Source organism: Actinoplanes sp. NPDC026619, assembly GCF_040638295.1.
GTDB lineage: Bacteria > Actinomycetota > Actinomycetes > Mycobacteriales > Micromonosporaceae > Actinoplanes.
The window spans coordinates 169141-194028 of sequence record NZ_JBEZYA010000004.1 but is presented as its reverse complement, the minus strand read 5'-3'; the positions used below and the strand labels follow the sequence as shown (position 1 = coordinate 194028).

Sequence of the window (24888 nt, the reverse complement as noted above, 5' to 3'; positions counted from 1 at the left end):
GGCTGCGGCTGCGGCTGCGGCTGCGGCTGCGGCTGCGGCTGCGGCTGCGGCTGCGGCTGCGGCTGCGGCTGCGGCTGCGGCTGCGGCTGCGGCTGCGGCTGGACGTTAACCGGTGGCGACGGCTGGGGTGCTACCGGCGACGGCTGGGTGTTGACCGGTGGTGCTGGCTGCGGGGTGTTCTGCTGCTGGTAGGCCAACGGCGGCGGGGGTGGCGTGGTTCGCTGGCTGAAGTAGGGCGAGGGCTGCGTGTTCGGGACCGCCATCGGATTGCCCTGGCCGTCGACCATCAGGGCGTTCACCGCGACGACGTTGGAGCCGTTCGGGGATCCGCTGTGGCCGTAGAGGGTCCGGTGGCCGCCGCCGGTGAAGTTGGTCGCGTCCTGGTGCTGGCCGCTCTGCGGGTCGAGGAACAGCAAGGTGCCGTGGTGGTTGACGGCGTTCCAGGCGTGCCAGCCGCCGTTGCCGTTGCTGCCCTCCCACTGGTTGATGATGATGGCCGTCGAGCCGTGACCGCCCTGCAGCAAGGCCCGGGCCACCTGCGCGAACGCCTCGTCGACGTCGGCCTTGGCGTCGGCCGGCGACTTGTGCGAGACGTTCGGGGTGATCTCGGTGAAGCCGCTGCCGGTGGCCGCCTCGGCGCGGAAGTGGCCGCCCCGCTCGCCGATGTGGTTGTCGGGCTGGCCGAACGTGTAGGTGTCGACCGTGCGCGGGGCGGCGACCGTCGGCCGGCCGTGCACGTAGGTCTCGTAGAACGACAGCGAACAGTCGAGGCAGTTGACGCCGCGGGTCGGGTCGGCGCTCGGGCCGCCGTCGTTCATCAGGCCCAGGAGCGGGCCGCGCGGGTCGGGCGTACGCAGTGGGACGCCGTTCTGGTCCCGGGGAACCGCCAGCTCGAGGTCGGCCTGGTGCATCGCGAGCGGGACGCGCAGGCCGCCGGGCTGGTTGTAGGGCCGGATGGTCCGGGAGTTGGGCGGGTTGCCACTCCCGGTCAGCGCGGACTGATCGCCGCTCCAGACCGGAACGTCGGAGAGCGCCCCACGGTCGGTGTTGGCCCGAGCGAAGTCCGGGCTGGTCGTGAGGTTCAGCTCCTGGTGCAGGGCGGTGTTGGCGTGCGACTTACGCGCGAGCGCGTCCACCTCCTTCTGGTGGTGGTAGTCCTCCATGGCCTTGTGGTAATCGGCCATCCGCCGGTTGAGCGTGAGCCGGGCCCGGCGAGCTGCACGGCGGGAGTTGTCCTGCGCCTGCTTGTGGTGCGCGATCTCGGCGTCCAGCGGGCCCAGCGTGCGATTGAAGACGTCGTTCAGGACGACTCGCTTGTTCTCCGCGTACGCGTCGAAGTAAGCATTTTCCGCCCGTGCCTGGTCGGGCGTCCGCGCCGTCAGGTGCGGACGGGCGTGGGCGGCACCGGCGATGAAAGTGCCGCCGGCGTCGGGCCGCGACCGGTCCGGCTGGCCGGTCGACGGCTGGGTCGACGGCTGGGTCGACGGTGGCGGAGTGGTGTGCTTGCCCGGTTGGGCCGGCGACGAGGTGGACGGGCTGGTCTGGCCGTTCGGCGGGGTGGAGTCCGGCCGCGTCGGGGCGGTGGAGTCCGGCTTCGCTGGCGACGACGTCGTCGGATCAGCCGTCGTGGTGCCGGTCGACGCCGAGGCGAGCGGCGTCTCGGCGCGGGGCCGGCTCGGGTCGATCCCGTTCGTGTTCGGACTCGTCGTGTTCGGGCTAGTCGTGCTCGGGCTCGCCGTATTGACGCTCGGGCTCGTGGCGTTGGGCCCGGAGCCGTTGACGTTCGGGCTGGTGACGCTCGGCCCGGGGCTACTGACGTTCGGGCTCGTGACGCTCGGCCCAGGGCTATTGACGTTCGGGCTCGTGACATTCGGGCCTGAACTGCTGATGTTCGGGCTCGTGACACTCGGACCCGAGCTGCTGATGTTCGGGCTCGTGACACTCGGACCCGAGCTGCTGATGTTCGGGCTCGTGACACTCGGGGAAGGAGAGCTGCTCAAGCTCGTCGACGTGTTGAGGGTCGGGCCGCTCGAACGCGCGCCCCCGGTGTCCAAACTCTGCGATGAGGTCACGTTCGTCGATGGACTGGCCGAGACGGTCGGGCCGCTGGTCGACGTGCTCACGGTGACGCTGGACGGGTTGCCGCCGGCGAGCGACATATTGGTGCTCGGCGAGGCCGACACGTTGGTGGCGATCGAAGGGCCGGAACTTCCCGTGTTGGAAGCGAAGCCCACCGGCCCGTTGGTCGCCGTGTTGCCGCTCGTCGACGTGCTGACCGACGCCGACGCCGACGCCGCGGTGGCATGACTGGCGCTGCTCGGCGCGGACGTGTCGACCGCCGGCGCGGCCGAGGCCAGGCTGGTGCTCCCGGAAAGATCGGCCGAGTGGGCGCTCACCGACGACGACGCGTAGACCGTGCCGGACGTGTCGGAAGCAGTCACCTGGCCGGTAACAGGCGCGGCAGCCGACGAGGCGACGGCATGACTGACGACCGGCGCGGCGCTTGCCGCGACGGGTGACGCCGCGACCGACGAGTGCGCGGCCGAGGTCGTGGTCGAGACCGGTGAGTGCGTGGACGAGCCGCCCGACGAACTGGACAGGTCGGAAACCGGGGAGCTAAGAGGCGTACCGGATGAGTTGGCTGTTGAGCCGGACGAAGCCGCCGGCAAGTCGCTCAGCGAGAGGTTTCCGGCGCCGTCGAGGCTGCTGTTCAGTCCTTTGACGTCGTGGTGGGTGTTGCCGATCATCGTGCCGGAGACGCCGGACGTGGCCGATTTGGCGAGGCTGTCGAAATCGGACAGATGGCCCGTGGCAAGGTTGCCGCCGAGGTCGCCGAAGACCTCCGAAGCGGCGCCGCGGAAGATGCCGCTGCGTTTGCCCGCGCCGAGGTTGCCGCCGTGCGCCGCGGCGCCGCCGGCCGCACCGGCCCACGTGGCGAGACCGAGTTTGCCCAGGTCGTCCCAGCCGAGGGTGTTGCGGCCGTTCGCGGTCTGGTAGGCCTGGATGCCGGCGTTGGTGAGCAGCTCCTCGCGGGCCTCTTCCTTGGCCTCCTTGAGGGCGTGCTTGCCGAGCTTCTTGAGGCCCTTCTTGGTCAGCAGGTCCTTGGCGACGCGCTTGCCCGCGGTCTTGAGGGCCTGCTTGAGGGCCTTCTTGGAGAGCTGCGCGATCAGCTTCTTGAAGATCTGCTGGATCGCCATCCGGGTCGCGGCGATGAGGCCGCCGGCCGCGGGCGAGGCGGCACCGAGGGTGAGGGCGACGGTGACCGCCATGCCGATCAGCTCGATGACGAAGATGCCGAGCTCGATCCAGGCCTCGAGCTTGGCGCTTTCGATGTCCTGGCCGCACCCCTCGACCATCTTGCCGACCTCGGAGGCGAACTCCACCAGGGCGTTGAGCGGCGCCTCGTCACCGTCGGCAACCTTCTGCCAGGCGGCGATGAAGGCCTCGATGGTGGTGCCGGCCCCGCCGTACGCGTCGATGATCACCTGAGCCGCCTCGGCGGCGTCGTCCCGCGGCGCGACCATGGCGCTGGCCAGGTCGAACCATTGATCGGCGAGGTCCCAGGTGGTCTTCTCGTTGCCCTCGGGCCAGTCGAAGCCGACCACCCACTCGAGAGCGTCGTAGGCCCAGCCCGGGAGATCCCACGGGCAGAAATCGAGCGGGTGCGGAATCGGGCTCGGTAACACCGTCATATCAGGACGTCCGGTACGACTTGATGACCGTCTCGCCCGAGCGGGAGTCGGCGCCCATGTTGTCGGCAACCGAGGCCACCGCGGCGTCTCCGAGCGACTCGACATAGCCGGCGACCTGGCCGAACGCCTCGGTGAACTGCTGGAGCAACGGTCCGTACTGCCCCTGGAAGGCGGCGCCGATGTCGTCCTTGCCCCACGGCTGCGACTGGCTCGCCATCGCGATCGAGGCGACCGTGCTGTTGTCCAGGCTCACCAGCTGCTTGCCGGCCGCGGCGAGGTCGCGACCGCCGCCGGTGGCCCGCTGCGGGTCGAGATAGAGCTGCTCACCGGCCATCGTCGTCACCCGTCTCCTGCATGAGCCGGTCCTGGCGGGCCAGCAACGTGCCAAAGTTTCCGTCGCGCAGGAACCGGGACGCGCCGGAGTCGGACGGAAGGTATTCGCCGACCATCTCCTGCACCTGGGTGGTCGTCTTCGCGACCGCCTGCTCGACGGTGCGCAGGATGATGCGGCCCAGCTCGTCGGCGTCTCGGCGGCGGTAGATGTCGGGGTCGAGCTTGAGGTCGATCAGCTGGCCCCGGGGGCCGACGGTCGCGCGGACCAGCCCGTCCGGCGACTCGGCCGTCACGGCCATCCTGGACAGACGCTCCTGCATCTCGTCCAGGCCGGAGCGCAGGCGCTCATATTGCGACACCACGTCGTCGAAACGGGCGCGCAGTGCGTGGTTGGCGTCACGATCGGACTGTCTGGTCACGCCGGTCTCCCCCGAGGACTTGCGATTTGACCCAAAAACTTACCAGCCATCGACAACCCTGGGCGGCCTGGCAATTGACGTTGTCCGATAGTTCTAAGCTTCGCACCGAAGGACCGAAGGGGGACGGCCTACATGATCACGCTGGCCGAGGCTGAACATATCGCCACGGGATGGGCTAAACGGCAATCGATGTTCCGCGGCTACACCTGCACGCCGCACGTCGATGAGCTGACACTCGGCTACGCGGTGTGGATGCAGCTGGCCCCGGAGGCTCGCCCCGAACCCGGCGGCGACGTGATCACGATCATCGACCGGGAGACCGGCCGTCTCTCGCACTGGCCCCCCGCGCCCAACGACGAGCTCGACCAGCGCTACATCGAGCGGCGGGAGAACGCCGTCGGGTCGCATCAGACCGCCGATCCGGTCGCCGAGCTGCGGCGTGAGGCGCACCGCCGGGTCAGCCCGTCGATCGCCGCGCACATCACGCTGGGTGGGCGGCTGTTCCGGGCGCGCGGCGCCAAAGGCGATCAGGAACTGCACCACCATCCGATCATCGAGCGGCTGCTCTCGATGATCTCGACGGGTTACCAGACCCGCGGCGTCGAACGCCACGCCGAGCTGCTGGTCATCTCGGACGCGCTGCACGAGGCGGACAAGACCCGCGCCGCGGCCGGCGAGGACCCGCTCACCCTGGACGAGGCGCGCAACCTGCTGGAACACGCGTATATCGAGACGTTTCACATCCGGGAGACCGGCGACCCGCTCGGCGGACAGACTTCCGAGTTCTGCCCCACCTGTTCCGACGTGCTCTTCGTGCTCTCGGTCATTCCGGAGATCGACCGCTCCTATCGGGAACTCTTCCAGCGGACCTCCGGACGCGACCCGATGCCCGGCCTCTTCCCGCCGGAGGTGGCCTGGGCGCTGTCCGCCGCGGGCTGGGATCCGCGCACCACGGAACAGCGGGGCGCCCGCAGCGTGGACCTGATGCGCCGGATCGAGGCGACCGAGGGCCGCGAGTTCACCCAGGAACTTTTCCCGGCTGCGGTGGCCGCCTGGGCCGAGTTCTACGACATCATCTGCGTCCGCAACTCCCGCGGTGTCGCGCACCGCGTCCGGCAGTTCCACATCGGCGCCGACTCGACCGGCCACCTCGCCGACGCGCTGCACGAACTCGGCACGATCGTCGGTGCCCGGATGTTCCCGCTGGGCATCGAGGGCTTCGACGAGGCGGTCCTGGTGATCGACGAACGTGGTCGCGTCTTCGCCCTCGACCAGGGCGGCGAGTGGTTCATCGGCGACACGATCTACTCGGCGCTCACCGCGCTGATCACCGGCCAGGCCGCCGCCCGGATCAGGGACGACGGCACCTGGGAGGCCGAGCAGTGATCAGCCGGGCAGACGCGGACGCCGTCGCGGCGTCCTGGGCGCGCGCCGAGTCGCTCCTGCGAGGCAGCGAGCTCCAGGCTCTCGTCGAAGAGTTCGACCTCGGCTTCATCGTCACGATCGGCGCGGCCGAGCCGCAGTTCTCGCCGTCCGACCTCGGCACCGGCCGGCGGGTCATCGACCGGGCCACCGGCCGGGTCTCGACCTGGCCCAACTGGCCGGCCGAGACGTTGCAGCAGGTCTACCGGGACAAGCGCCCGGAGGTCGTCGACCCGCCGAAGACCGCCGACCCCGAGGTTCAGCTGCGCCGCGAGGCCCGGCGGAAGGTCACCCCGAGCGTTGCCGCGCACGCCACCGTCGACGGCCGGGTCTACATCGCCCGCGGCGCCAAGGGCGACCAGAAACTCAACCACCACCGGCTGGTCCTGGAACGCCTGGCAGAGCAAACCCCTCCCGAGGCCGTACGCGGTTGCGAGCGCCACGCCGAGCTGATCGTCTGCTCCGACGTGCTCCACGACATGGACCGCCGCCGCGCCGAGGCGAAGCGCCCCGCGCTCACCCTCGACGAGGCCCGGCAGCTGCTCCGCACCTCGATCTTCGAGACGTTCCAGATCCGCGAGCCGGGCGACCCGCTCGCCGGCCAGCCGAACGACCCGTGCGAGAGCTGCACGTACGCCCTCACCCAACTAGCCCTGATGCCGTGGTCGACGACCGGCGCGCTCTACCCGAACACTGCGCCGATGCAGCCCAACCCGGCCCCCGGCCGGTTCACCGACGTGGTCGCCTCGGAACTGCTCGGCGGCTCGTGGCTGCCGGACGTCCCGCACGACATGTACGTCGCGATGGCCGAGTTCGAGATGAGCAACGTCATCGAGGTCCCCGGCCTGGAACACCAGCACGAGGCGTTCCCGGCCGCGGTCGACGCCCTGGCCCAGACCGGCTCGGTGGTCATCCACCGCCGAGCGCCCGGCGCCGAACAGCGCACCCGCCTCGTCTACCTCGCCCCCGAGTGGGCCAAACACAGCGCCGACGTGCTGCACGACTTCGCCCAGGTGCTCGGCGCCCGGCTCTTCCCGATCGGCAGCGTCAACAACGAGTCCATCCTCGCCGTCGACGACCGGGGCCGCATCTTCGACCTGGACCAGGCCGGCGAGTGGTTCATCGCCGACACCTACGCCGAGGCCCTGGAAACCCTGATCCTCGGCAAACGCACCCACCGCGTCCACGACGACGGCACCTGGGGGCCCAGCGAGGACTAGCTTCCGCACGCCGAGCACCGACCGTCACTAGACATCGAAGCGAAACTCGACCGGATTCAGGCATGATGCAACGTCCGGACAGCGTGATGAAGCACGCCAGACCGGCCATTACCAAATGCTACGGTGGCGGCTATGACCGCGGTGCCCGAGTGGATGCATCCGCCTCGCATCGAGGGGTGGTACGCCGACGACCTCGACCATCTTCCAGAGGCGCCACGTCACACGGAACTGATCGATGGAGCGCTTGTCTTCATGATGTCCCCCCAGCGGGTTTGGCATGCTCGGCTTCTCACCGCGTTGGAACTCGCGCTCGAAGAGCAGGCCCCCGAGGGGGTCGAAGTCGAGCGAGAAATAACGATCCGACTTGACAAACGGAACCGTCCCGAGCCCGACCTGCTGGTCACGACCGTGCCGCGCGATCTCGACCGCACCTTTTTCACACCTGACCAGGTGATTCTGGTCGTCGAAGTGGTCTCGCCCGAATCTGCACACCGTGATCGGACTGTCACGCTACGCAAGTATGCCGAAGCGGGTATCCCGGTCTATTGGCGCGTCGAAGACGAAGACAAGGCGCCGGTCGTGCACAGTTACGAACTCGATGGACCTACGCGTTCGTATGCCCCGACCGGCATCCACCGCCACGAACTGCGCAGCGCTATGCCGTTCCCGATCGTGCTCGATCTGGACGCGCTGATGCGCAGTCGCCGTCGCTGATCAGACGTTGAAGCGGAACTCCACCAGGTTACGTAACCGTGCAACCATTGACGGCATGACTTCGACGTATGCCGTTCTTTACCTCCGCCAGTCGCGCGACTTCACCGGCGAGGGCCTGGCCATCGAGCGCCAGGAAGGGGAGGCCCAGGGCCTCATCGAGCGGCGGAACTGGTCCGTACGCGAGGTGCTGCGGGACAACGACGTGAGTGCGGCCGGGAAGAAGAAGCGGCCCGGGTTCGAGCGCCTGCTGGAGCTGATCGAGGGCGGAGAGGTCACGGTCGTAGTCGCCTGGGACTTGACCCGGCTTACCCGTAACGCCCGAGACACGCTCCGGCTCCTGGAGGCCGGAGAGGCGGCCGGGCTCACGCTTGCGCTGGTTCGCGGTTCAGACATCGACCTCTCCACCCCAGCGGGCCGCCTCACAGCCTCGGTGCTCGCGGCCGTCGCCCGGCACGAGATCGAGCAGAAGGCCGACCGCCAACGGGCCGCCGCCGCCCAGCGCGCCGACCAGGGACGGCCGCCGCTCGGCGTGCGGCTGACCGGCTACACAGTGGCCGGGGAGCTGATCGAGGACGAGGCCGCCACCGTGCGGACGCTGTTCCAGCGGTTCGCGGCCGGGGACAGCCTCAAGGGCTTGGCCGCCTGGCTGACTGAGACCGGCGTGCCGACCCGGCACGGCGGCCGATGGATTGCCTCCACGGTCCAGGGCATCCTCCGGAACCCGCGCTACGCCGGGCGTGCGATCTATCAGGGCGAGACGACCGGCAAGCCCGGTGTCTGGTCCGCCCTGGTCGCGCCCGAGGTGTTCGACCAAGTGGCCGCCAGACTGGCCGACCCTCGGCGCATCACCAACCGGGAGGGCACCGACCGCAAGCACCTCGGAGCGGGGCTATTCCGGTGCGCGGTGTGCGACCGGCCGTGCTCCTCCTTCTCCGGCCACCGGTACCGGTGCAAGGAAGCCCACGTGAACCGGTCGCGCCCCCAGGTGGACGAGTTCGTGATCAAGCTGGTCCGCGCCCGGCTGGCCCGGCCCGATCTCGGAGACCTCCTCCCCAAGGTGGACAACGAGGAGGTGGCCCGGCTGAACGGGGAGATCCAGCGCCTGGAGGGCCGTCTCCGCCAGACCGAGGAGGACTACGACGCGGAGTTGATCGACGGCCGCCGGTACAAGGTGAAGACCGAGAAAATCAATGCTGAGCTGGCCGCCTCACGCTCGGCGCGTGCCCGGCTGACTGCGCCCGGCGCCGCCGCCGAGGTGCTGGCCGCCGATGACCCGGTGGCCGCGTTTGACGGTGCGCCGCTGATGATCCGGCGGGCCGTGATCGAGGCGCTGTGTGTAGTCCGGCTGGCCCAGGGCACCCGGGGGAGCCGCATATTCGACCCGTGGACGCTGGGCACCTCTCAGTGGACGGACGACCCGATGACCTGGTCTGAGCACTGGGAAGCCGAGGGCCTGGCCGCCTGAGCCGGCCGCCTGTGAGGTGAGCAGCGTCAACCTCGCAGGCATAAGCCACACTTCTGAGTCATGAAGGTCTCCGAGATCCTGTCTGTGGTCGCAATCGTGATGAGCACCATCACGCTCACCTGGCAGATCGTTTCCTGGCGACGGACCGGCGCGGTGGTCAAGGTGGTCGCCAAGCAGGGTTTCGTCCCTGGGCTGAACGGCACGTTCGTGGTGATCGAGGCCAGCAACTCGGGCCGTACAGCGGTGACGGTGACCGGCTACGGCTTGCGGAGCCCGGACGGCAACAACCTGATCCAGCTCGACCGCGTGCAGTTATCTGCGGAGATCCCACATCGGCTGGAGGCCGGGGCTGAGGCGTCATGGTTGATGCCGATGGGCAACGTCCAGGGAACGTGCGCGGAGCAGGGCATCCGGCACCAGGACTTAGTGGGGTGGGTGCGGCTCGGAAGCGGCGGCACCGTCATGGCGAAGAGGCGCGGCGTGGGCCTGAAGTAGGCCCGAGCGTTGACACTGAATCGTCAAGGCCGGGCGCGCGGAATTGTTGGGGCGCAACAACTTTGCTGTCATGACTGGTGACACCGGGCACACGTCCTGAACTTCCCAGGTGTGGGGCTTGTCAGCAAGACTTGTTAGCAAGCCCGGGTGAGCGCCCCCAAGCGCGACGATCCCGGCACCTCATCGAGGGCACGCACGGCGGCCAGCCACGTAAGAGCTGGCCCGCCGCTGGCCTAACGCCAGCGCCCCGGCTCGGCGGTATGGGAAGCCCGCCCGGGTACGGAACCTTCTCGCACGAGGAGTTTCCGTGTCCCGACAGAACCCCGTGGTGACGGGGTCACTGGACGACCCGCAGTACCTGAGCGCTCGCGGCAAGGCCGGGGCGCGTGCCCGGCACTCTACGGACGCTTACATCCGGGCGCTGGTGAAGCGCGCCCCCGAGTTGACCCCCGCCAATCGCGCCCAGCTCCGCGCGCTGCTGGCCTCCACGGACGGGGGTCAGCGGGCCGATGGTTGACAAGACGAACGCCCCCCGGCTGACCAACCGGGAGGCGCCCCAAACGACACACCAGACCGCCTCCAAGGATACCCGTTGCCGCGAGGTCGAGACCGTGAGCGCGGCGCTGGTGATGGGGCCGTGCGACCGGTGCGAGGACTGCGGCCAGCCGGGGAGCTGGGACGTGGACCACTGGACGGTGTGCCCGGTCCGGACCGACTCGCTCCGCCAGGGCCTGGCCGAGGCGCTGATCGGGGGTGGGGACCGTGGCTGAGCTGACCCCCGAGCACCGGGCGTTCCTGACCGCCCACGCCGTGGACCCCGACCTGGCCGAGAAGCTGGGCGTCCGGTCGATCGTGGACCAGGCCGACGCGGCCGACCTCCCGGACCCGTGGCCGAACTTCAACCGCGTCCCGTACATCGCCTTCCCCTGGACCAGCCCGAGCGGCCGGACAGAGTGGCAGATGAAGGCCGACGAGCCGGGCCTGGACGACCAGGGGCGGCCCAAGAAGTACATGTTCCGCTCCAAGAAGATGGGCTATGAGCCCGTCCTGTGGGCGGTCCGCCCGCTGGAGAACCCGGGCCGGGTGCTCATCGTGGAGGGCACCAAGCAATGCCTCGTGGCCGCCAAGTACGCCCCCGAGGGCGTGGCGGTCTACGGCATCGGCGGGTGCCGGATGTGGTCGAGCGAGGGCCTTCCGATCCCGGACCTGGCCGTGGCCGAGGACGGGGAGGTGGTCGTCCTGCTGGACGCGGACGCCAGCTCCAACCCCGAGGTCTACGACGCGGGGGTGAAGCTCGGCGGCGCGCTGATGGACGAGGGCGCCTCCAAGGTCTCCTTCGCCCAGATCACCGGCGCCGGGGAGAAGGACGGCCTGGACGACGTGCTGGCCACCCGCGACGAGGCGCGGCGCGCATCGTTCCTCGCTCGGATCATCGAGCGCGCCCAGGGCAAGCCCGCGCCGGCTCGGCCCAGGGCCAAGAAGAAGGCCCCCGCCGCGCCGCCGCAGGCCGGTGACGGCCGCGCCGTAGTCGTCACCAACCAGGACCGGCTCCAGGTGATGAACGAGCTGACCAAAGCCATGACGGCGAAGTTCTCCGGGTCCGAGCTGTTCAACCACGGCGGGGTGATCTCCCGGCTGGAGGGGCGCTCGATGGTGCCGCTCGACCGGGGCACCTTCAACGGCGTGGCCGCCGAGGCCGCGCTGATGGTCGCGGACAACCGGGACGGTGAGTACGTCCCCGGCTGGGCCGACGAGAACTCGATGAAGGCCGTCCTGGCTCGGGCCGGGGAGTTCGCGCCGCTGGAGCAGATCCGCCGGTGCCCGTTCGTCCGGCCGGACGGCTCGATCTGCCAGGAGCCCGGCTATGACGAGGCGTCCCGGACGATCCTCAGTGTGGAGGGCGGCCTTGGCGGGCTCGATGTCCCCGAGAAGCCCACGGCCGAGGACGTGGCCGCCGCCCGGGAGCTGATCCTGACCGAGTGGCTGGGGGACATGCCGTTCCCCACGGTGGCCGACCGGGCCAACGCCCTGGCGCTCCTGCTGACCCCGTTCGTCCGGGGCCACTTCGATCAGGTGCCGCTCGCGGTGATCGACGGCCTCCAGATGGGCGTGGGCAAGAACAAGCTGGCCGACTGCATCGCCATCCTGGCGACCGGGGAGGCGACCAGCCCCCTCAACTTCGTGGAGGACGAGGCGGAGCAGAGGAAGCAGATCACCAGCGCGTTCCGGACCGGCTCGGAGATGTTCGTGTTCGATGAGGCGCACACGATCGGCGGCCGGTCGCTGGCCCAGGCGCTGACCGCCAAGACGTGGCAGGACCGCATCCTGGGCGTCAGCACGATGGCCGAGTTCCCGAACCGGGTCACCTGGCTGAGCATGGGCAACCAGGTCCAGGTCCGTGGGGACCTCACCCGTCGGGTGTACCGGATTGCCCTCTGGCCGGGCTACGCCAACCCGCAGAACCGGGCGGCCCACACCTTCCGGCACCCGGGCGTCTCGGGTCTGGAGCTGGAGGACTGGACCCGGGCCAATCGCGCGGCGCTGGTTCGCGCGGTTCTGGTCCTGGTGCGTGCCTGGTTCGTCGCCGGTGAGCCCTCCCCGTCCCGGAGTCTGACGTTCGGGTCGTTCATCGGGTGGGAGCGCGTGGTGGGCGGGATCATCGAGCGCGCCGAGGTGCCCGGGTTCCTGGGCAACCTCAACGCCTGGCGCGAGGAGGCTAACGAGGAGAGCCAGTTCGTGATCAGCCACCTGGCGTGGCTCCACGAGACGTTCGGGGAGGAGCAGTTCCGGACCTCCGACGTGCGGATGAAGGCCCTCACCGATCCGGCGGGGTATCACGCTCTCCTCGGCCTGGAGGACGCCACCGACAAGAAGTACACGGTGGAGCTGGGCAAGGCGTACGGCCGGATGAAGGAGCGCATCCAGGGCGGGTTCCGGCTCACCAGGAGAGGCGGCCACGCCAAGACCGTTGTCTGGACCGTGACTCGGGAGGTGTCGGAGGTGTCGGAGGTGTCGGAGGTGTCCCCCTCTGCCTCTATCTTCTTGAACGCGGATACTCGCCTCTCTGAGGCGGCCCCGGATAAGGCCCTACGTGAATACAAGGGCGATGAGGCAGGGAGCCACCCCTCCGACACCTCCGACACCTCCGCCTCTGCGGCGCCGGTCCGTCCCGCCCCCGTCCCCGCCTCGGTGGTGGACCGGTGCCCGGACGAGGACAGCCACGATCCCGACTGGAGTTGCCGGACGTGCGAGAGGACGGCATGACTCCGCCGATCTGGCCCGAGCTGGCCCGGCTCCTGGGCCTGTAGACCTTGCCCGCGCTCGCCCTGATGGCCGCCCGCCCCTGACCCTGGCTCCCGCAGCCGGCCCGCCTGCAAAGTGCCGACTCGAGCGCCGTCAACCACGGCCCTGACCTGGCGTATTGTTGCCTTGAGTCCAGACATAGCAGATCAGCCCCAGCCGTCCACTCTCCTCCGGACAGCCGGGGCTGATCTGTGTCCGGGCTCAGGCGATAATCAGGACCTCATGCAGGTCCGTCCCCTGTGGCACCTCCAGGAAGACGCTGTTCTCGTCCGCACTGAACCACTTCCACGGGAAAGGTGTCCATACGCTGCCCGTCCGGTAGGCGGCCACCACGACGAGGCGCTTCCCAAGGTCGTGTTTGCCTCGGTAGAGATCTATATCAACGGCCGAGGCCAGGTCGGCGGGGCTTTCGGTGCTCCGGCTTACCGGCAGCAATTGAACAGTCATGGCCCCAGCCTCGGCACTGTGGCGTGATGATCCCGAAGATTCCGCCGTGGGCGTAGGTCTGCCACCCATGCGGGTGGCCCCACCCCGTCGCTCCCCAGCCGAGATGTCCGCCGGGCCGCCGAGATGCCCTCTGGCCAGAATCTCATCAAAGGCCGACCATTGATCACGTAACCCGGTGCCTGGATTCGGTCCGGCCGGAATCGCCCACGACGAAACGAGCACCAGTCGTCCGCGCCTGATACCCCACATCTCCTATCGAGAAATGGTTACAACAAAAGGCGGATTATGGTGTATTGCAATTCACCCGAAAGAGGACACGCGAGATGGCCCTGATACCCGGCCTCCAGGTCGCGCCACCGGAACCGCTCCGGTCGCGGTACGGCCTCTTCACGGCCGCCAGCGGCCCGCTCGACCTCCCCGCCCCGCACGGTGAAGGGGGCGGGATTCGCTACGTACCAACGACTTGCGGCGGCGCGTACGCCTACGGCGTGCACTGCTACGACCAGGACAACCCGGCGCCGGACAAGCCGCACGACCCCGACAACCCCGAGGTCCAGACCGGCGTGTTCCTGGCGCTCTCCACCCTGGAGTGCACCCAGGTCGGTTACACCGAGGCCCAGCTCCGCGCCAAGGTCACGCGCCGCCTGGAGGCCAGCGAACAGGCCACCGTGGAGGCCGCCCTCTGGTCCGGCCTGGACCTGGACGGAAACCCGCTCGGCATCCAGAACCTGGACGACGAGGCCGAGGCCGTCCCCGGCGGCTACGACCCGGACCTCATCACCGACGTGATCGGCGCGCTGGAGCGCTACGCCTACACGGACCAGGGCTACGGCTACGCGGCCACGATCCACGCCCCCATCGAGGTGGCCGCGTTCGCCACCGAGGCGGGCCTGGTGCTCCAGGACGGCCCCCGCAAGGTCACCCCGCTGGGCTCAGTCTGGGCGTTCGGCGCGTACCCCATGGGTGAGGTCATCGTGACCGGCCAGACGACCCTCTGGCGTGCCCAGGAGGTCCAGCTCCTTCCCGCGTTCGACACCCGGACCAACCTCCGTCTCCTGGTCGCTGAGCGCGCCTGGGCCGCCTCGTTCGACTGCCTGGCCGGGCGCGCGACGTTCGACCCGCTGGGGAGCTGACCGTGGCCGACCGCCAGGCGAACCCGCCCCCGGTGAAGTGCTCGGCCAAGGCCAAGCGCACCGGCCAGCGTTGCGAGCGCTGGGCGATCCCCGGGCGGCTCCAGTGCAAGCTCCACGGCGGACTCGCGGGCCGCGCCGGGAAGGCCGCCGCCGAGGAGCAAGCGGGGGCCGTGCTTACGCTCGCCCAGATGATGGCGAACAGTCCGCGCCGCCCGATCTGGGAGGTGATCCTGGACGCCATCGACACGGTGGACGTGCTCGCCGCGTACGCCAAGGCCGAGGTGGCCGCCGGTCAGATCACCCGGCCCGAGGACATCGAGCGCGTGGCCGCGCTGGGCCGGTCGGCACACGCGATGGGCGCCAGCGCCGTGGCGACCAAGGCCCTGGACATCGCCACCCAGAGCGCCAGCCGCTGGGGGGACCTCATGTCCGACCGGCTGGTCGTGCTCCTGATGGATTGGTTCGGCCTCCCCATCGGCCCGGCCGTGACCGAGGCCGTGACGGCCGTGCTGGGTTCGGTGGACCTGAACGACCCGGGCACGCCCCCGCGTCCGGACGGCCCGCCGCTCCTCGCGCTCGTGGCCCACGCCCAGGCCGCCGCGCTCGCGCCCCGGCTCGGCCTCTCCGCCGGGGACGTGACCGCCTGGCTGGCCCGGGTGGCGGACGCGGTCGCGGACGGCCGCCCGGCGCCCGATCTGCCGGGCGCTCCGGTCGCTGCTCTCCCGCCCGCTCCAGTCGCTGAGCCCGAGCCGGAGCCCGCTCCCCCGCCCGCCGAGCCCGCCGTCTTGACACTTCACAGTCAGGCCGGCTCAGGCGACGAGGCCGAGGAGATCGAGACCGTGGAGGCGGAGCTGGTCGAGTCCGACGACCGGCCGCGCCGCCATCACACAACGACGCTGGGCCTCGGCTCCCGCCGGGCCGAGCCCGCATTCCAGTCCAACTACCGGACCTTCTGAGGACGCGCCATGACCATCACTCAGGACCGTGTCGAGAGCTTGCGAACAAGCTGGTTCCCGCCCGGCGCCGACTCCCGGAAGCGCGCCATCCTGCTCTGGCGTGCGCTCGGCTCCCCCAGCCTGACCGCCTCGGCGCACGACGAGCGGGCCGAGCTGTTGCGGCGCGTGCTCGGCGCCCGGCCCGCCGAGTTCCGCGCCCGGACCATGCCGCTCCAGGCCCGGATCGGCCAGGCCATCGACGGCGCGCTGAGCCGCCAGGCGGGCCGGGCGCGTGCCGAGCTGCGGACCGTGCTGGCTACCGCCGACCGCGCGGCATCCGCCCGCCGAGCCGCCGAGACCCGCGCGCTGACCGCCTCGTTAAACGTGGCCATCCGGCGGCGCCAGACCGCCGAGGACGGGGCGCTCATCGCCTCCCTGGGTGCGGCGGCCGAGCGCGCCCGCAAGCGCTCGCTGACCCCGGTCGGCCCTATCCGGATTCCGTTCCGGCTCCCCTGATCACCAGACGAACCAGACCACGGAGGACAGACCATGCTCCGCAAGACCACCAAGACCCGGCCCCAGGCCAAGACGACCGACCCGCGCGCCGACCTCGTGCGCCTGCTCGCCCAGGGCGGCCAGGCCGTCGCCTCGGCATGCGGCACATGCGGCGGCCAGGTACGCACCGACGACCCCGAGGCCGTCCAGACCACACGCCAGGTCGGCCAGTTCCCGTATCACCGCACCGTGCGGAGCTGGCGGTATCACGGTGTGTGCCACCAGGCCGGGAGCGGCGCGGCGCTGCTAGCGCTCGCGCTCGACCCCGACGCGCGCCCGGTCCGCGTCACCCAGGCGCACGCGGACGTGGCCCGCACGCTCGGCGTGCCGCTGGCCTATCAGGAGCAGGAGACGGCCTCGCCAGCCGACCGGGGCCGGGCTCACTGGAGGCACATCCCCCGGGCCGAGCTGGCGGAGCTGAGCGCGGCCGTGGACCAGCGCCACCGGGAACTGACCGTCCCCGTCCCCCACGCCAGCGGCTGGCCGTGCGCCGTGTGCGGCCGGTCCCACGAGCTGGTGGACGCCTGGCGCCAGCACCAGGGGCGCCCGGTGTGCGGGGCGTGCTCCACGCTGGTCGAGCGCTCCCAGATCCCGGGGAACCGGCACCTGTGGCAGATGGCCCGGGACCTCATGCTGGCCGAGGCGCGCGACATCCTCCCGGCCCGCGCGATCACCTGGCCGTTGCCGCTGGCCCAGGACATGCCGAGCTACAGCCGGCATGACTGCAAGGTGACCGCGGAGGCCCCCGAGCGCCAGCCCTGGGCGTACGTGGCCGACCTCCCCGAGACGCCGCTGACCGACGAGGAGCGCCAGGAGGCGCGCCTGGACGAGCTGGAGCGACGCCTGGCCGGGGTGACGGCATGAGCCGCCTTGGGGACGCGTGGCCGACCCACAGGTGGCGCGCCCGTGAGCGGCACGCCTTCCGGGTGCACAGCCGTCGCATGGCCCGCCGTGCGGCTCGGCGCCGTTCCCGATAGCGCCCGGACGCCTCACTCTTGACGTTTAAGCGTCATGTCCGGCTACCTGCCCGTACCTGTCAACTCCCCTGGTCGAGCGCTACCGTTGCGCCTGCAAGGTCCCCACCGGCGACCAGGGGAGCCGACATGCCGCGCCGATCCGTACCCATCGACCCGTCCATCGGGGAGCGCATCCAGACGCGCCGTGAGCTGCGCGGCTGGAGCATCCGCCATGCGGCCAGCCGGGCCGGGATCGCACACACGACGTGGTCCCGGATCGAGCGCGGGGAGCTGCGCACCGACCGGTACATGGTCGCGGACATCGCGGCGGCGCTGGAATGCTCGATCATCGACGTGACCGGTCAGCCGTTCGCCCCTGCCGACCGGCAGCTAGAGGCCGCGCACATCGCGGCCGAGCGGCTGTGGCAAACCATGATGGCGCTCCCCTTGGACGAGCCGCCCTCGGCCGGGAGCGAGCCCACCGGCGACCTGTGGCGCGAGTCCGAGCTGATCCGAGACCTCTACGCGCGCACCGACTACGCGGGCGCCCTCGGCCGCCTGGTCGGCCTGGTGCCGGTGCTGCACACGGCCGCCCACGGTCCAGACTCGGCCACCGCGCTGACCGCCGCCGTCCAGGTCTACGGGGTCGGCATGGGCGCCCTACTTAGCCTCGGTCACCCGGCGTACGCGTGGCTGGCCGCGCAGCGGTGCATAGAGGCCGCCCAGCGGCTGGGCGACCCGGCGGCCCTGGCCGTGGCCGCGATCAACCGGGGCCGGGTGTCCGCGAACACCGGCGCGTTCGGTCCCGCCTTCTCCACGGTGGATCGGGCGGCCGACGAGCTGGAGCGGCACACCGACTCCCCCGCCGCCTTGGACGTGCTCGGGTTCACCCACCTGGCGCGAGCCCACCACGCCACCGGGATGCGCAACGAGACCGCCGCCACGGGACATCTGACCGAGGCCGCCAAGCTGGCCGAGCGCACCGGGGAGACCGACGCGTGGGATCTCCAGTGGGGGGCGCGCAACGTCGGCTTGTGGACGGTCGCCCACCAGATCGACACCGGGCGGCCCGGGGAGGCCGTAGAGACCGCCACCGGCCTGGACGTGGCCACCCTGCCCCCGATCCGCCAGGTGAACCTCTACACCGACTTGGCCCGCGCATTGGCTGACGTGAAGCGCAACGACGAGGCGGTCAGGATGCTGGCGACCGCCGAGCGTGTGGCACCCCAGCACGCCCGATCCTCGGCTGCCGCCCGGGAGACCGCCCGCGTATTGCTGCGCAATGCCCGCCGCGCCTCGTCCATTCAGGGCATCGCCGAGCGCATGGGCGTCACCGACTAAACCCCTTGGTGCGTAGTCGCACCAGCGCCGCCGATCACCGACCGTAACGTCCGACCTACGGGCGCGGTGATCAGCAACCCCCAGTGCTGACCGCCGGGTCCTCCAGTCGAACGAGGAGGGCGGAACGGTGACGCATCACCGGCGGCGGAAGTGGCTCCTGACCAGGTGGGCCGAACGGCGGCAACAGGCCGCGCTCAATGCGGCGGCAGCGGCCCAGGAGGTCGAACAGGAGGCCGCCCGGCGCCGGGTGCTGGAGCAGGCCACGACGCTCTTACCAGTGGTGCGCTCCGCCGCGCCGGCCAGGGGCGCGCCGTTGATGACTCCCGGCCAGGCCGCACGCTCCCGGCGGCGGCCTGCGTGAGCAAGGCCCGGGATTTGGAGAAGCTGCACGCGCGCCGCGAGCGCGTGACCATCCGCTGGCCGGACGGCCCGTACGACTTCGTGGTGGAGTTCGACCACGCCGAGCCCGGCGGGATGTCCGGCTGGGATGACTGGCTGATCATCCACGGCCTGTGTGTCGAGCCCGAGGGGCCGCAGCACCGGACCATGCGCTCCTTCTTCGTGCACCCGGTCGAGGGCGGTTACGCGCTCTTGCCGATGAAGAAGGGTTGAACGTGGAGCACGTCCAGGAGCGGCCGAGCTGGAACTGCCGGGCCTGTGGCAAGCCCTGGCCGTGCGATCCGGCCCGCGAGGAGCTGGCCACCGAGATGCCCTTGATCGAGATCCGCAAGCTCATGTGGACCCGACTGGAGGAGGCGGCCCTAGAGATCCCTCCCGGTCCGGTCGTGGAGCTGTTCGAGCGCTTCCTTCACTGGACCCGCTGACCTTCACCCCCCACACGATTACGACCTGGCCACACTTCAGGGACGCACCCGTGCGCCGATAGCCTGGCGGACACCTGTCACTTTGAAGGCGTGAATCTCCTCCTCGGTGGACTCATCACCCTTGCCGTGACGGCCCTCGTACAAATTATGATCATCCCCTGGGTGCAGCAGCGAAACCGCAGGATGGAGCGCTGGGAAGACGATCTCAACGAATTGACGAACATCCTCCGAGAGGAGATTCCGCCCGCCTACTTCAAGGCGACCGTTGCTGTTTCGCAGTTTTATACCCTTCGTCGTGAAGACCCATCCGACCAGCACGAAGACGCCCTGGCGCGAACCTCAGCGGCGTTCGACAGAGACCGAGATGAACTATGGCGGCACGTCGTTCGGGCGAATCTTCTTAAACGCAGAATCCGGCTCGTCCGGCGGGACTCCCCCTACTGGCCGGAACTCTGCGATGCGATAAGCAAGGTGAGCCGTACGGTCGCCAAGACCACATTCCGGGAGTACACGCAAGATCGAAGCGAGATTTACGACGTTCTGCTACGAAACGAACAGGATCACGGCGAAGCCATGAAGCAGGCGCGCGACCTGATCGACCTGATCGCCATCCCAATGAGGCCGCCGCCCGGCCGGGTGGCCCGATGGGCCGAGCGCCACCTACCACTGGCCCGGCGGAGCCGTTCAGAGGATCGGAAACCGGTTTCCTCGTAGCGCGGCCAATGGCCAAAGACAGCTTGGGGCGATGACAACGCGCCATCGCCCCACCGGACCGTCTAGGGCTTCGACGCCGCGATCCGGCCAGATGGCTGCCTTGTGTGGAGGATTGCATACGCCTCCGCCAATTCGAGGACTCCGCCGTGGCCGCCCTTGGCCGCGATGTTGATGATCCTCTTTAGCACCTGGACTTTCGCCTCCGCCAGGAAGCGGTTCTCGGCCTCGGCCAGCTCTTCCACGCTCGGTTCGTTCGCCATACCGTTCCTTCGATACGGTCCGCCAGGGGTTAGCGGAGCCGCATCGAAAACGATGAGCGAGCCCCACGGTTACGGCCCTGAGAGGGATTTATCCAGTCCGTGCCGCCGTGCCGCTCTCCGACGTCGGATCTGCCACCACCGGACTGGTTGCGGATCTTCGACGGTGACCCGTAACAGGGGCAGCGCCGCGTTCCGGATCTCAGTCGTCGCGCGGCGGAGGCGTCCTAGGTACTTCATGGATTCCTCGACGGCTGTGAAGTCGGACTTACGCTTCTTGTCGGTGACAGGACCCATCATCTGATCCGACACGTTGAGCCACAGGTCGTGGAAGACGTGCACCGCCTGCTGAAGGTGCGAGTCACCGACGAGTCCGAGGAGGTGTTTCAGCTCCTTGGTGACCGCGTACCGGAGTTCCCCAGCCCGCTTGGTCATCTCGCTGTTGCTCAGTTCCACCGTGTCCCGGTCGGTGGCCTTCCACATCACCACGATGACGAGGTCCATGTGAGAAGCCCACTCATCAGCGTTGAACAAGAACTCAACGATATGAGTTCGCAGCTCGGCCCGCCGCTTCTCGGCCCGTTCCATGCGCACCGTCTGGCGCTGGTGCCGTTGTGTCAGGGCCACGCCACCGAGGGAACCACCAAGGGTGCCGACGACGGTAAGGATTTGAGGCAGGTAGTCGGTCACAGGCTCGTCACCATGACGTTCAGACCTTCTTGATGGTTGCCTGATCAACCCACCGGGCGAGGAGGCTGAAAGCCGCCATCTGCTCAAGGGCAAGCTGTTCCTCGCCCCCGCCCGCCGGTGGCGGCGTATGCATACCGGGGTTCCGGATAGCGGCGTACAAGCCCTCAGCAAACGCCCGAGCCCCACGGTGGAGACTCTTGTAGGTGTCGCTGCCGTCGTCGTCCATCAGCCGAAGCCGGGGCGCGCCGGGTTTCGGCTCGTCCAACGAGAACGCCTCGTTGAACAACTTGTTCTCCGAGACATCGACTCGCCCGAGCTTGGCCTGGGTTTCAGAGTTGACGCGTATCGCGGCCTGCATGACGGCTTGGTGGTAGTGGCCGTTGTTCCAGAAGGACCGGCCACTCTCCCACGCCCACGGGTGGAGGTTCCCAGCCCCCATGTCCGGGGCGTTGTCCCCCAACTTCTCGGCAAGCTCCGTCGAACGCTGCAACGCAGCTCTGCCTCGGGACGCTTGGTCACGCAACCAGTCGTAGTCGTCGTCCTTGGCCGGACGGCCTTTTCTCCAGCCGGGCAACGCCCGGTCCAGAATCTGCTCAACGACGTGGGCTCGCTCAGACGCCTCTGTGTGCGGTCCACGCATCCAAAAACCAATGACGCCTGGCTCGTCTGACGCGATGCTCTCCGTTACGTACAGGAACGCCTCGATCTCGCTGATCGCCCAAGCGGTGTCCAGCTTCGCCACGCTGCCCTACTTCTTCGCGCTAGCGGTTATTCCGCTACGGAACTCGACCACGTCGCCGTCTTTCATGATGTAGTCCTTGCCCTCCATGCGGACCTTGCCGGCGGCCTTGGCGGCGGACATCGAGCCGGCCGCCATCAGGTCGTCGAAGCTGACGATCTCGGCCTTGATGAAGCCGCGCTGGAAGTCGCTGTGGATGACGCCGGCGGCCTCGGGGGCGGTTGCGCCGACCGGGACGACCCAGGCACGGGACTCCTTCGGGCCGGCGGTCAGGTAGGTCTGCAGGCCGAGCGTCTCGAAGCCGACGCTGATCAGGCGGTTCAGCCCGGGTTCGGACTGGCCGGTGGACTGCAGCAGTTCCAGGGCGTCGGCCTCGTCCAGCTCGATCAGCTCGGACTCGATCTTCGCGTCCATGAACACGGCTTCGGCCGGGGCCACCAGCGCGCGCAGCTCGTCGAGGAACGCCGCGTTGCCCAGCTCGGCTTCGTCGACGTTGAAGACGTACAGGAACGGCTTGGTGGTGAGCAGGTGCAGCTCGCCCAGCAGGTCCAGGTCGATGCCGGCCGGGCCGGCGCCCTGATAGAGGGTGGTGCCGTTGTTGAGCAGCTCGAACGCGGCCTCGGCGGCAGCCACCGCGGGCAGGCGGTCCTTCTTGAGCTTTGCCTCTTTCTGCAGGCGCGGCAGCGCCTTCTCGACCGTCTGCAGGTCGGCGAGGATGAGCTCGGTGTTGATCGTCTCGATGTCGTCGGCGGGCGAGATCTTGCCGTCGACGTGCAGCACGTTCGGGTCGCTGAACGCGCGCACGACCTGGCAGATCGCGGACGCGTCGCGGATGTTCGCGAGGAACGCGTTGCCTCGGCCCTGGCCCTTCGACGCGCCGCGCACGAGGCCGGCGATGTCGACGAAGCTCACCGGCGCGGGGAGGATCTTCTCGCTGCCGAAAAGTGAAGCGAGCTGAGCCAGCCGGTCGTCGGGCAGCCCGACCACGCCGACGTTGGGCTCGATCGTGGCGAACGGATAGTTCGCCGCGAGCACGTCGTTCTTGGTCAGGGCATTGAACAGGGTGCTCTTGCCAACGTTCGGCAGGCCGACGATTCCGATGGTGAGGCTCACGGAAGCCCAGTTTACGCACCTGCCCGAACCGGGCCGCCCGGCAAGGGCCATGTCCGATTCCCGCCAGCAATCGCCGCGGTAAAACCGGCAGACTCAACGGCATGGAACTGGACTTCGAACGGTGTTACCGAGCCGTGGACAGCCGGGACCAGCGCTTCGACGGCTGGTTCTACACCGCCGTGACCAGCACCGGGATCTATTGCCGGCCGTCCTGCCCGGCGATGACGCCGAAACGGGCGAACGTCACGTTCTTCCCGAGCGCGGCTGCCGCACAGCGCGCCGGCTTCCGCGCCTGCAAGCGCTGCCGGCCGGACGCCGCGCCCGGCTCCCCCGAATGGGACATGCGGGCCGATCTGGTCGGCCGCGCGATGCGGTTGATCGGCGACGGCGTCGTCGACCGTGAGGGCGTGCCGGGCCTGGCCACCCGCCTCGGCTACACCGAACGGCACCTCAACCGGATGCTCACCGCGGAATTGGGGGCCGGTCCGCTCGCGCTGGCCCGGGCCCAGCGGGCGCAGACCGCGCGGATCCTCATCGAGACGACCGACCTCGGCCTCGCGGACATCGCGTTCGCGGCGGGTTTCGGCAGCGTGCGGCAATTCAACGACACCATCCAAGAGGTGTACGCGCAGGCCCCGAGCCAGTTGCGCGAGCGCCGTCCGGTCGCGCGCACCGAGGCCGGCACGATCAACCTGCGACTGGCCTATCGGTCGCCGCTGCACATTCCGGCGCTGCTCGATTTTCTCGAGGTGCGGGCGCTGCCCGGGGTGGAGGAACGGTCGGGTGACACGTACCGCCGCGGTCTGAATCTGCCGCACGGAAGCGCGACCGTCGCGCTGACCCCGGCCGACCGATGGGTTTCCGCGACGCTGCGGCTGGGCGACGTGCGTGACCTCGCGCCGGCGGTGGCCCGCTGCCGGCGGCTCTTCGATCTGGATGCGGATCCCGATGCGGTCGATGCCACGCTGGGCGCGGACGTCGCGCTGAGCGCGGCGATTGCTGCCGAGCCGGGTGTACGCGTTCCCCGAGCCGTCGATGGTTTCGAGATGGCCGTGCGCGCGGTGGTGGGACAGCAGGTGAGCGTGGCCGGGGCTCGGACGACGCTGATCCGGATGCTCAAGGCGGCCGGGCCTGACCTGGTCGGATTCCCGGCCGCGGCGGTCGTGGCGGAGCTGCCCGACTCCGCGTTCGGGATGCCGGCGAGCCGGCGGCAGACGGTCCGGCAGCTCGCCGAGGCGGTCGCGGCCGGCAAGATCGACCTGGAGCCGGGCGCGGACCGGGAGGAATCGGTCGCGCGGCTGATGGAGCTGCCCGGGATCGGCGCATGGACCGCCGGATATGTGGCGATGCGGGCGATCGGCGACCCGGACGTGTTCCTGCCGACCGACCTCGCGGTGCGGCGCGGGGCGGCCGCGCTGGGGCTGCCGTCCGCTCCGAAGGCGCTGGAGAAGCACGCCGAGCGCTGGCGGCCGTGGCGTTCCTACGCCCTGATCCGCCTGTGGCGAGCGTCGTGACGAGAGTTATCCACAGGCCGCGAAGAAATTTGCACGCGCCAAAGCCTGGAAGTCCAGGCTTGTTCCCGAACCCCCTGGAGGACGACATGTTGAGATACCAGACCATCGACAGCCCGGTCGGCCCGCTCACGATCGTGGTCGGTGACACCGGCGGGGTCCGCGCGGCCGGTTTCACCGGTGACCTGGGCGAGCTGCTGCCGCTGATCCACCCCACGCTCCGCGAGGCCACGCGGCCCGACGACGACATCGGACCAGCCACCGGGCACGTGCGGTCCTATCTCGACGGTGACCTCGGCGCCCTCGACCGGGTCGTGGTGGAGCAGTACACCGGGGGCGAGTTCACCCGGCACGCATGGCAGGTGATGCGTGAGATCAAACCGGGCAGCCCGGTGACCTACAGCGAGTTTGCCCTGCTGTCCGGCCGGCCCGCGGCGATCCGGGCGGCCGCGGGAGCCTGCGCCCGCAACCCGGTCGCGCTGTTCACGCCGTGCCACCGCGTGCTGCGGCTGGACGGTTCGCTCGGCGGTTACCGGTGGGGCCTGCCGGTGAAGCGGTGGCTGCTCGACTACGAGGCGGCCGAGTGATTATCGGACGACCGGCGACCACC

The 24888-nt window shown here is 69.6% G+C and carries 27 protein-coding genes; 19 read left to right on the top strand and 8 right to left on the bottom strand.

The window, feature by feature from the left end; genetic code table 11:
• From AB0E90_RS11530 to AB0E90_RS11520, 3 genes are all read right to left on the bottom strand, one after another.
• The coding region (locus AB0E90_RS11530; RefSeq protein ID WP_360402829.1) for a toxin glutamine deamidase domain-containing protein at positions 1-3692 on the bottom strand (3692 nt) is incomplete at its 3' end.
• 1 nt (position 3693) lies between these two features.
• Positions 3694-4035, bottom strand: a complete 342-nt coding sequence (locus tag AB0E90_RS11525) for a hypothetical protein (protein WP_360402827.1) — start codon at positions 4033-4035, stop codon at positions 3694-3696.
• On the bottom strand, positions 4016-4444 hold the full coding sequence (locus AB0E90_RS11520) for a YbaB/EbfC family nucleoid-associated protein (RefSeq protein ID WP_360402825.1): 429 nt from the start codon (positions 4442-4444) through the stop codon (positions 4016-4018). The genes AB0E90_RS11525 and AB0E90_RS11520 overlap by 20 nt, the downstream gene beginning before the upstream one ends.
• Before the next feature lie 189 nt (positions 4445-4633).
• On the opposite strand from AB0E90_RS11520, the gene AB0E90_RS11515 reads away from it, so the two are divergent.
• From AB0E90_RS11515 to AB0E90_RS11480, 8 genes are all read left to right on the top strand, one after another.
• Positions 4634-5830, top strand: a complete 1197-nt coding sequence (locus tag AB0E90_RS11515) for an SUKH-3 domain-containing protein (protein WP_360402823.1) — start codon at positions 4634-4636, stop codon at positions 5828-5830.
• Positions 5827-7086 carry an SUKH-3 domain-containing protein gene (locus AB0E90_RS11510; RefSeq protein WP_360402821.1) on the top strand — a complete coding sequence of 420 codons (1260 nt, stop codon included), beginning with the start codon at positions 5827-5829 and terminating at the stop codon, positions 7084-7086. Before AB0E90_RS11515 ends, AB0E90_RS11510 begins: the two co-directional genes overlap by 4 nt.
• Before the next feature lie 132 nt (positions 7087-7218).
• Complete coding sequence (locus tag AB0E90_RS11505) at positions 7219-7800, top strand: Uma2 family endonuclease (protein ID WP_360402819.1); 582 nt, start codon at positions 7219-7221, stop codon at positions 7798-7800.
• A gap of 55 nt (positions 7801-7855) precedes the next feature.
• Positions 7856-9265 carry a recombinase family protein gene (locus tag AB0E90_RS11500; RefSeq protein ID WP_360402817.1) on the top strand — a complete coding sequence of 470 codons (1410 nt, stop codon included), beginning with the start codon at positions 7856-7858 and terminating at the stop codon, positions 9263-9265.
• A gap of 60 nt (positions 9266-9325) precedes the next feature.
• Positions 9326-9760, top strand: a complete 435-nt coding sequence (locus tag AB0E90_RS11495; RefSeq protein WP_360402815.1) for a hypothetical protein — start codon at positions 9326-9328, stop codon at positions 9758-9760.
• Between the two features lie 307 nt (positions 9761-10067).
• Positions 10068-10277, top strand: coding sequence for a hypothetical protein (locus AB0E90_RS11490; RefSeq protein WP_360402813.1), 210 nt, complete (start codon positions 10068-10070; stop codon positions 10275-10277).
• Positions 10278-10371: 94 nt separating this feature from the next.
• Positions 10372-10530, top strand: coding sequence for a hypothetical protein (locus AB0E90_RS11485; protein WP_360402811.1), 159 nt, complete (start codon positions 10372-10374; stop codon positions 10528-10530).
• Complete coding sequence (locus AB0E90_RS11480) at positions 10523-13024, top strand: hypothetical protein (protein ID WP_360402809.1); 2502 nt, start codon at positions 10523-10525, stop codon at positions 13022-13024. The genes AB0E90_RS11485 and AB0E90_RS11480 overlap by 8 nt, the downstream gene beginning before the upstream one ends.
• 240 nt (positions 13025-13264) lie before the next feature.
• Here AB0E90_RS11480 and AB0E90_RS11475 read toward each other — a convergent pair whose 3' ends face one another.
• The gene (locus AB0E90_RS11475) at positions 13265-13510 is read right to left on the bottom strand and encodes a hypothetical protein (RefSeq protein ID WP_360402807.1); all 246 of its coding nucleotides are present in this window, start codon (positions 13508-13510) and stop codon (positions 13265-13267) included.
• A gap of 323 nt (positions 13511-13833) precedes the next feature.
• Between AB0E90_RS11475 and AB0E90_RS11470 the strand changes: the two genes are divergently transcribed.
• From AB0E90_RS11470 to AB0E90_RS11430, 9 genes are all read left to right on the top strand, one after another.
• The gene (locus AB0E90_RS11470; RefSeq protein ID WP_360402805.1) at positions 13834-14643 is read left to right on the top strand and encodes a hypothetical protein; all 810 of its coding nucleotides are present in this window, start codon (positions 13834-13836) and stop codon (positions 14641-14643) included.
• Between the two features lie 2 nt (positions 14644-14645).
• Positions 14646-15599, top strand: a complete 954-nt coding sequence (locus tag AB0E90_RS11465) for a hypothetical protein (protein WP_360402803.1) — start codon at positions 14646-14648, stop codon at positions 15597-15599.
• Positions 15600-15608: 9 nt separating this feature from the next.
• Entirely contained in the window at positions 15609-16094 is a 486-nt protein-coding gene (locus tag AB0E90_RS11460; RefSeq protein WP_360402801.1) for a hypothetical protein, read from the top strand.
• 33 nt (positions 16095-16127) lie between these two features.
• The gene (locus tag AB0E90_RS11455) at positions 16128-16997 is read left to right on the top strand and encodes a DNA-binding protein (RefSeq protein ID WP_360402799.1); all 870 of its coding nucleotides are present in this window, start codon (positions 16128-16130) and stop codon (positions 16995-16997) included.
• A gap of 272 nt (positions 16998-17269) precedes the next feature.
• Positions 17270-18430, top strand: coding sequence for a helix-turn-helix transcriptional regulator (locus AB0E90_RS11450; RefSeq protein ID WP_360403330.1), 1161 nt, complete (start codon positions 17270-17272; stop codon positions 18428-18430).
• A 127-nt stretch (positions 18431-18557) separates the two neighbouring features.
• Positions 18558-18791 (top strand): hypothetical protein, encoded by a 234-nt coding sequence (locus tag AB0E90_RS11445; protein WP_360402797.1) that lies wholly within the window; start codon positions 18558-18560, stop codon positions 18789-18791.
• The gene (locus AB0E90_RS11440) at positions 18788-19042 is read left to right on the top strand and encodes a hypothetical protein (protein WP_360402795.1); all 255 of its coding nucleotides are present in this window, start codon (positions 18788-18790) and stop codon (positions 19040-19042) included. Before AB0E90_RS11445 ends, AB0E90_RS11440 begins: the two co-directional genes overlap by 4 nt.
• Before the next feature lie 2 nt (positions 19043-19044).
• On the top strand, positions 19045-19254 hold the full coding sequence (locus AB0E90_RS11435) for a hypothetical protein (protein WP_360402793.1): 210 nt from the start codon (positions 19045-19047) through the stop codon (positions 19252-19254).
• A 90-nt stretch (positions 19255-19344) separates the two neighbouring features.
• Complete coding sequence (locus AB0E90_RS11430) at positions 19345-19968, top strand: hypothetical protein (RefSeq protein ID WP_360402791.1); 624 nt, start codon at positions 19345-19347, stop codon at positions 19966-19968.
• Between the two features lie 62 nt (positions 19969-20030).
• On the opposite strand, the gene AB0E90_RS11425 is transcribed toward AB0E90_RS11430, so the two are convergent.
• From AB0E90_RS11425 to ychF, 4 genes are all read right to left on the bottom strand, one after another.
• Positions 20031-20228: a hypothetical protein gene (locus tag AB0E90_RS11425; protein WP_360402789.1), complete on the bottom strand. Its 198-nt coding sequence runs from the start codon at positions 20226-20228 to the stop codon at positions 20031-20033.
• Between the two features lie 69 nt (positions 20229-20297).
• The gene (locus tag AB0E90_RS11420; protein ID WP_360402787.1) at positions 20298-20915 is read right to left on the bottom strand and encodes a hypothetical protein; all 618 of its coding nucleotides are present in this window, start codon (positions 20913-20915) and stop codon (positions 20298-20300) included.
• A gap of 19 nt (positions 20916-20934) precedes the next feature.
• On the bottom strand, positions 20935-21657 hold the full coding sequence (locus tag AB0E90_RS11415; RefSeq protein ID WP_360402785.1) for a TIGR02391 family protein: 723 nt from the start codon (positions 21655-21657) through the stop codon (positions 20935-20937).
• A 6-nt stretch (positions 21658-21663) separates the two neighbouring features.
• Positions 21664-22767 (bottom strand): redox-regulated ATPase YchF, encoded by a 1104-nt coding sequence (gene ychF / locus AB0E90_RS11410; protein ID WP_360402783.1) that lies wholly within the window; start codon positions 22765-22767, stop codon positions 21664-21666.
• Positions 22768-22868: 101 nt separating this feature from the next.
• Between ychF and AB0E90_RS11405 the strand changes: the two genes are divergently transcribed.
• Together AB0E90_RS11405 and AB0E90_RS11400 are read left to right on the top strand one after the other, a co-directional pair.
• On the top strand, positions 22869-24281 hold the full coding sequence (locus tag AB0E90_RS11405; RefSeq protein WP_360402781.1) for an AlkA N-terminal domain-containing protein: 1413 nt from the start codon (positions 22869-22871) through the stop codon (positions 24279-24281).
• Positions 24282-24367: 86 nt separating this feature from the next.
• Positions 24368-24865, top strand: a complete 498-nt coding sequence (locus tag AB0E90_RS11400; RefSeq protein ID WP_360402779.1) for a methylated-DNA--[protein]-cysteine S-methyltransferase — start codon at positions 24368-24370, stop codon at positions 24863-24865.
• Positions 24866-24888: the final 23 nt, after the last annotated feature.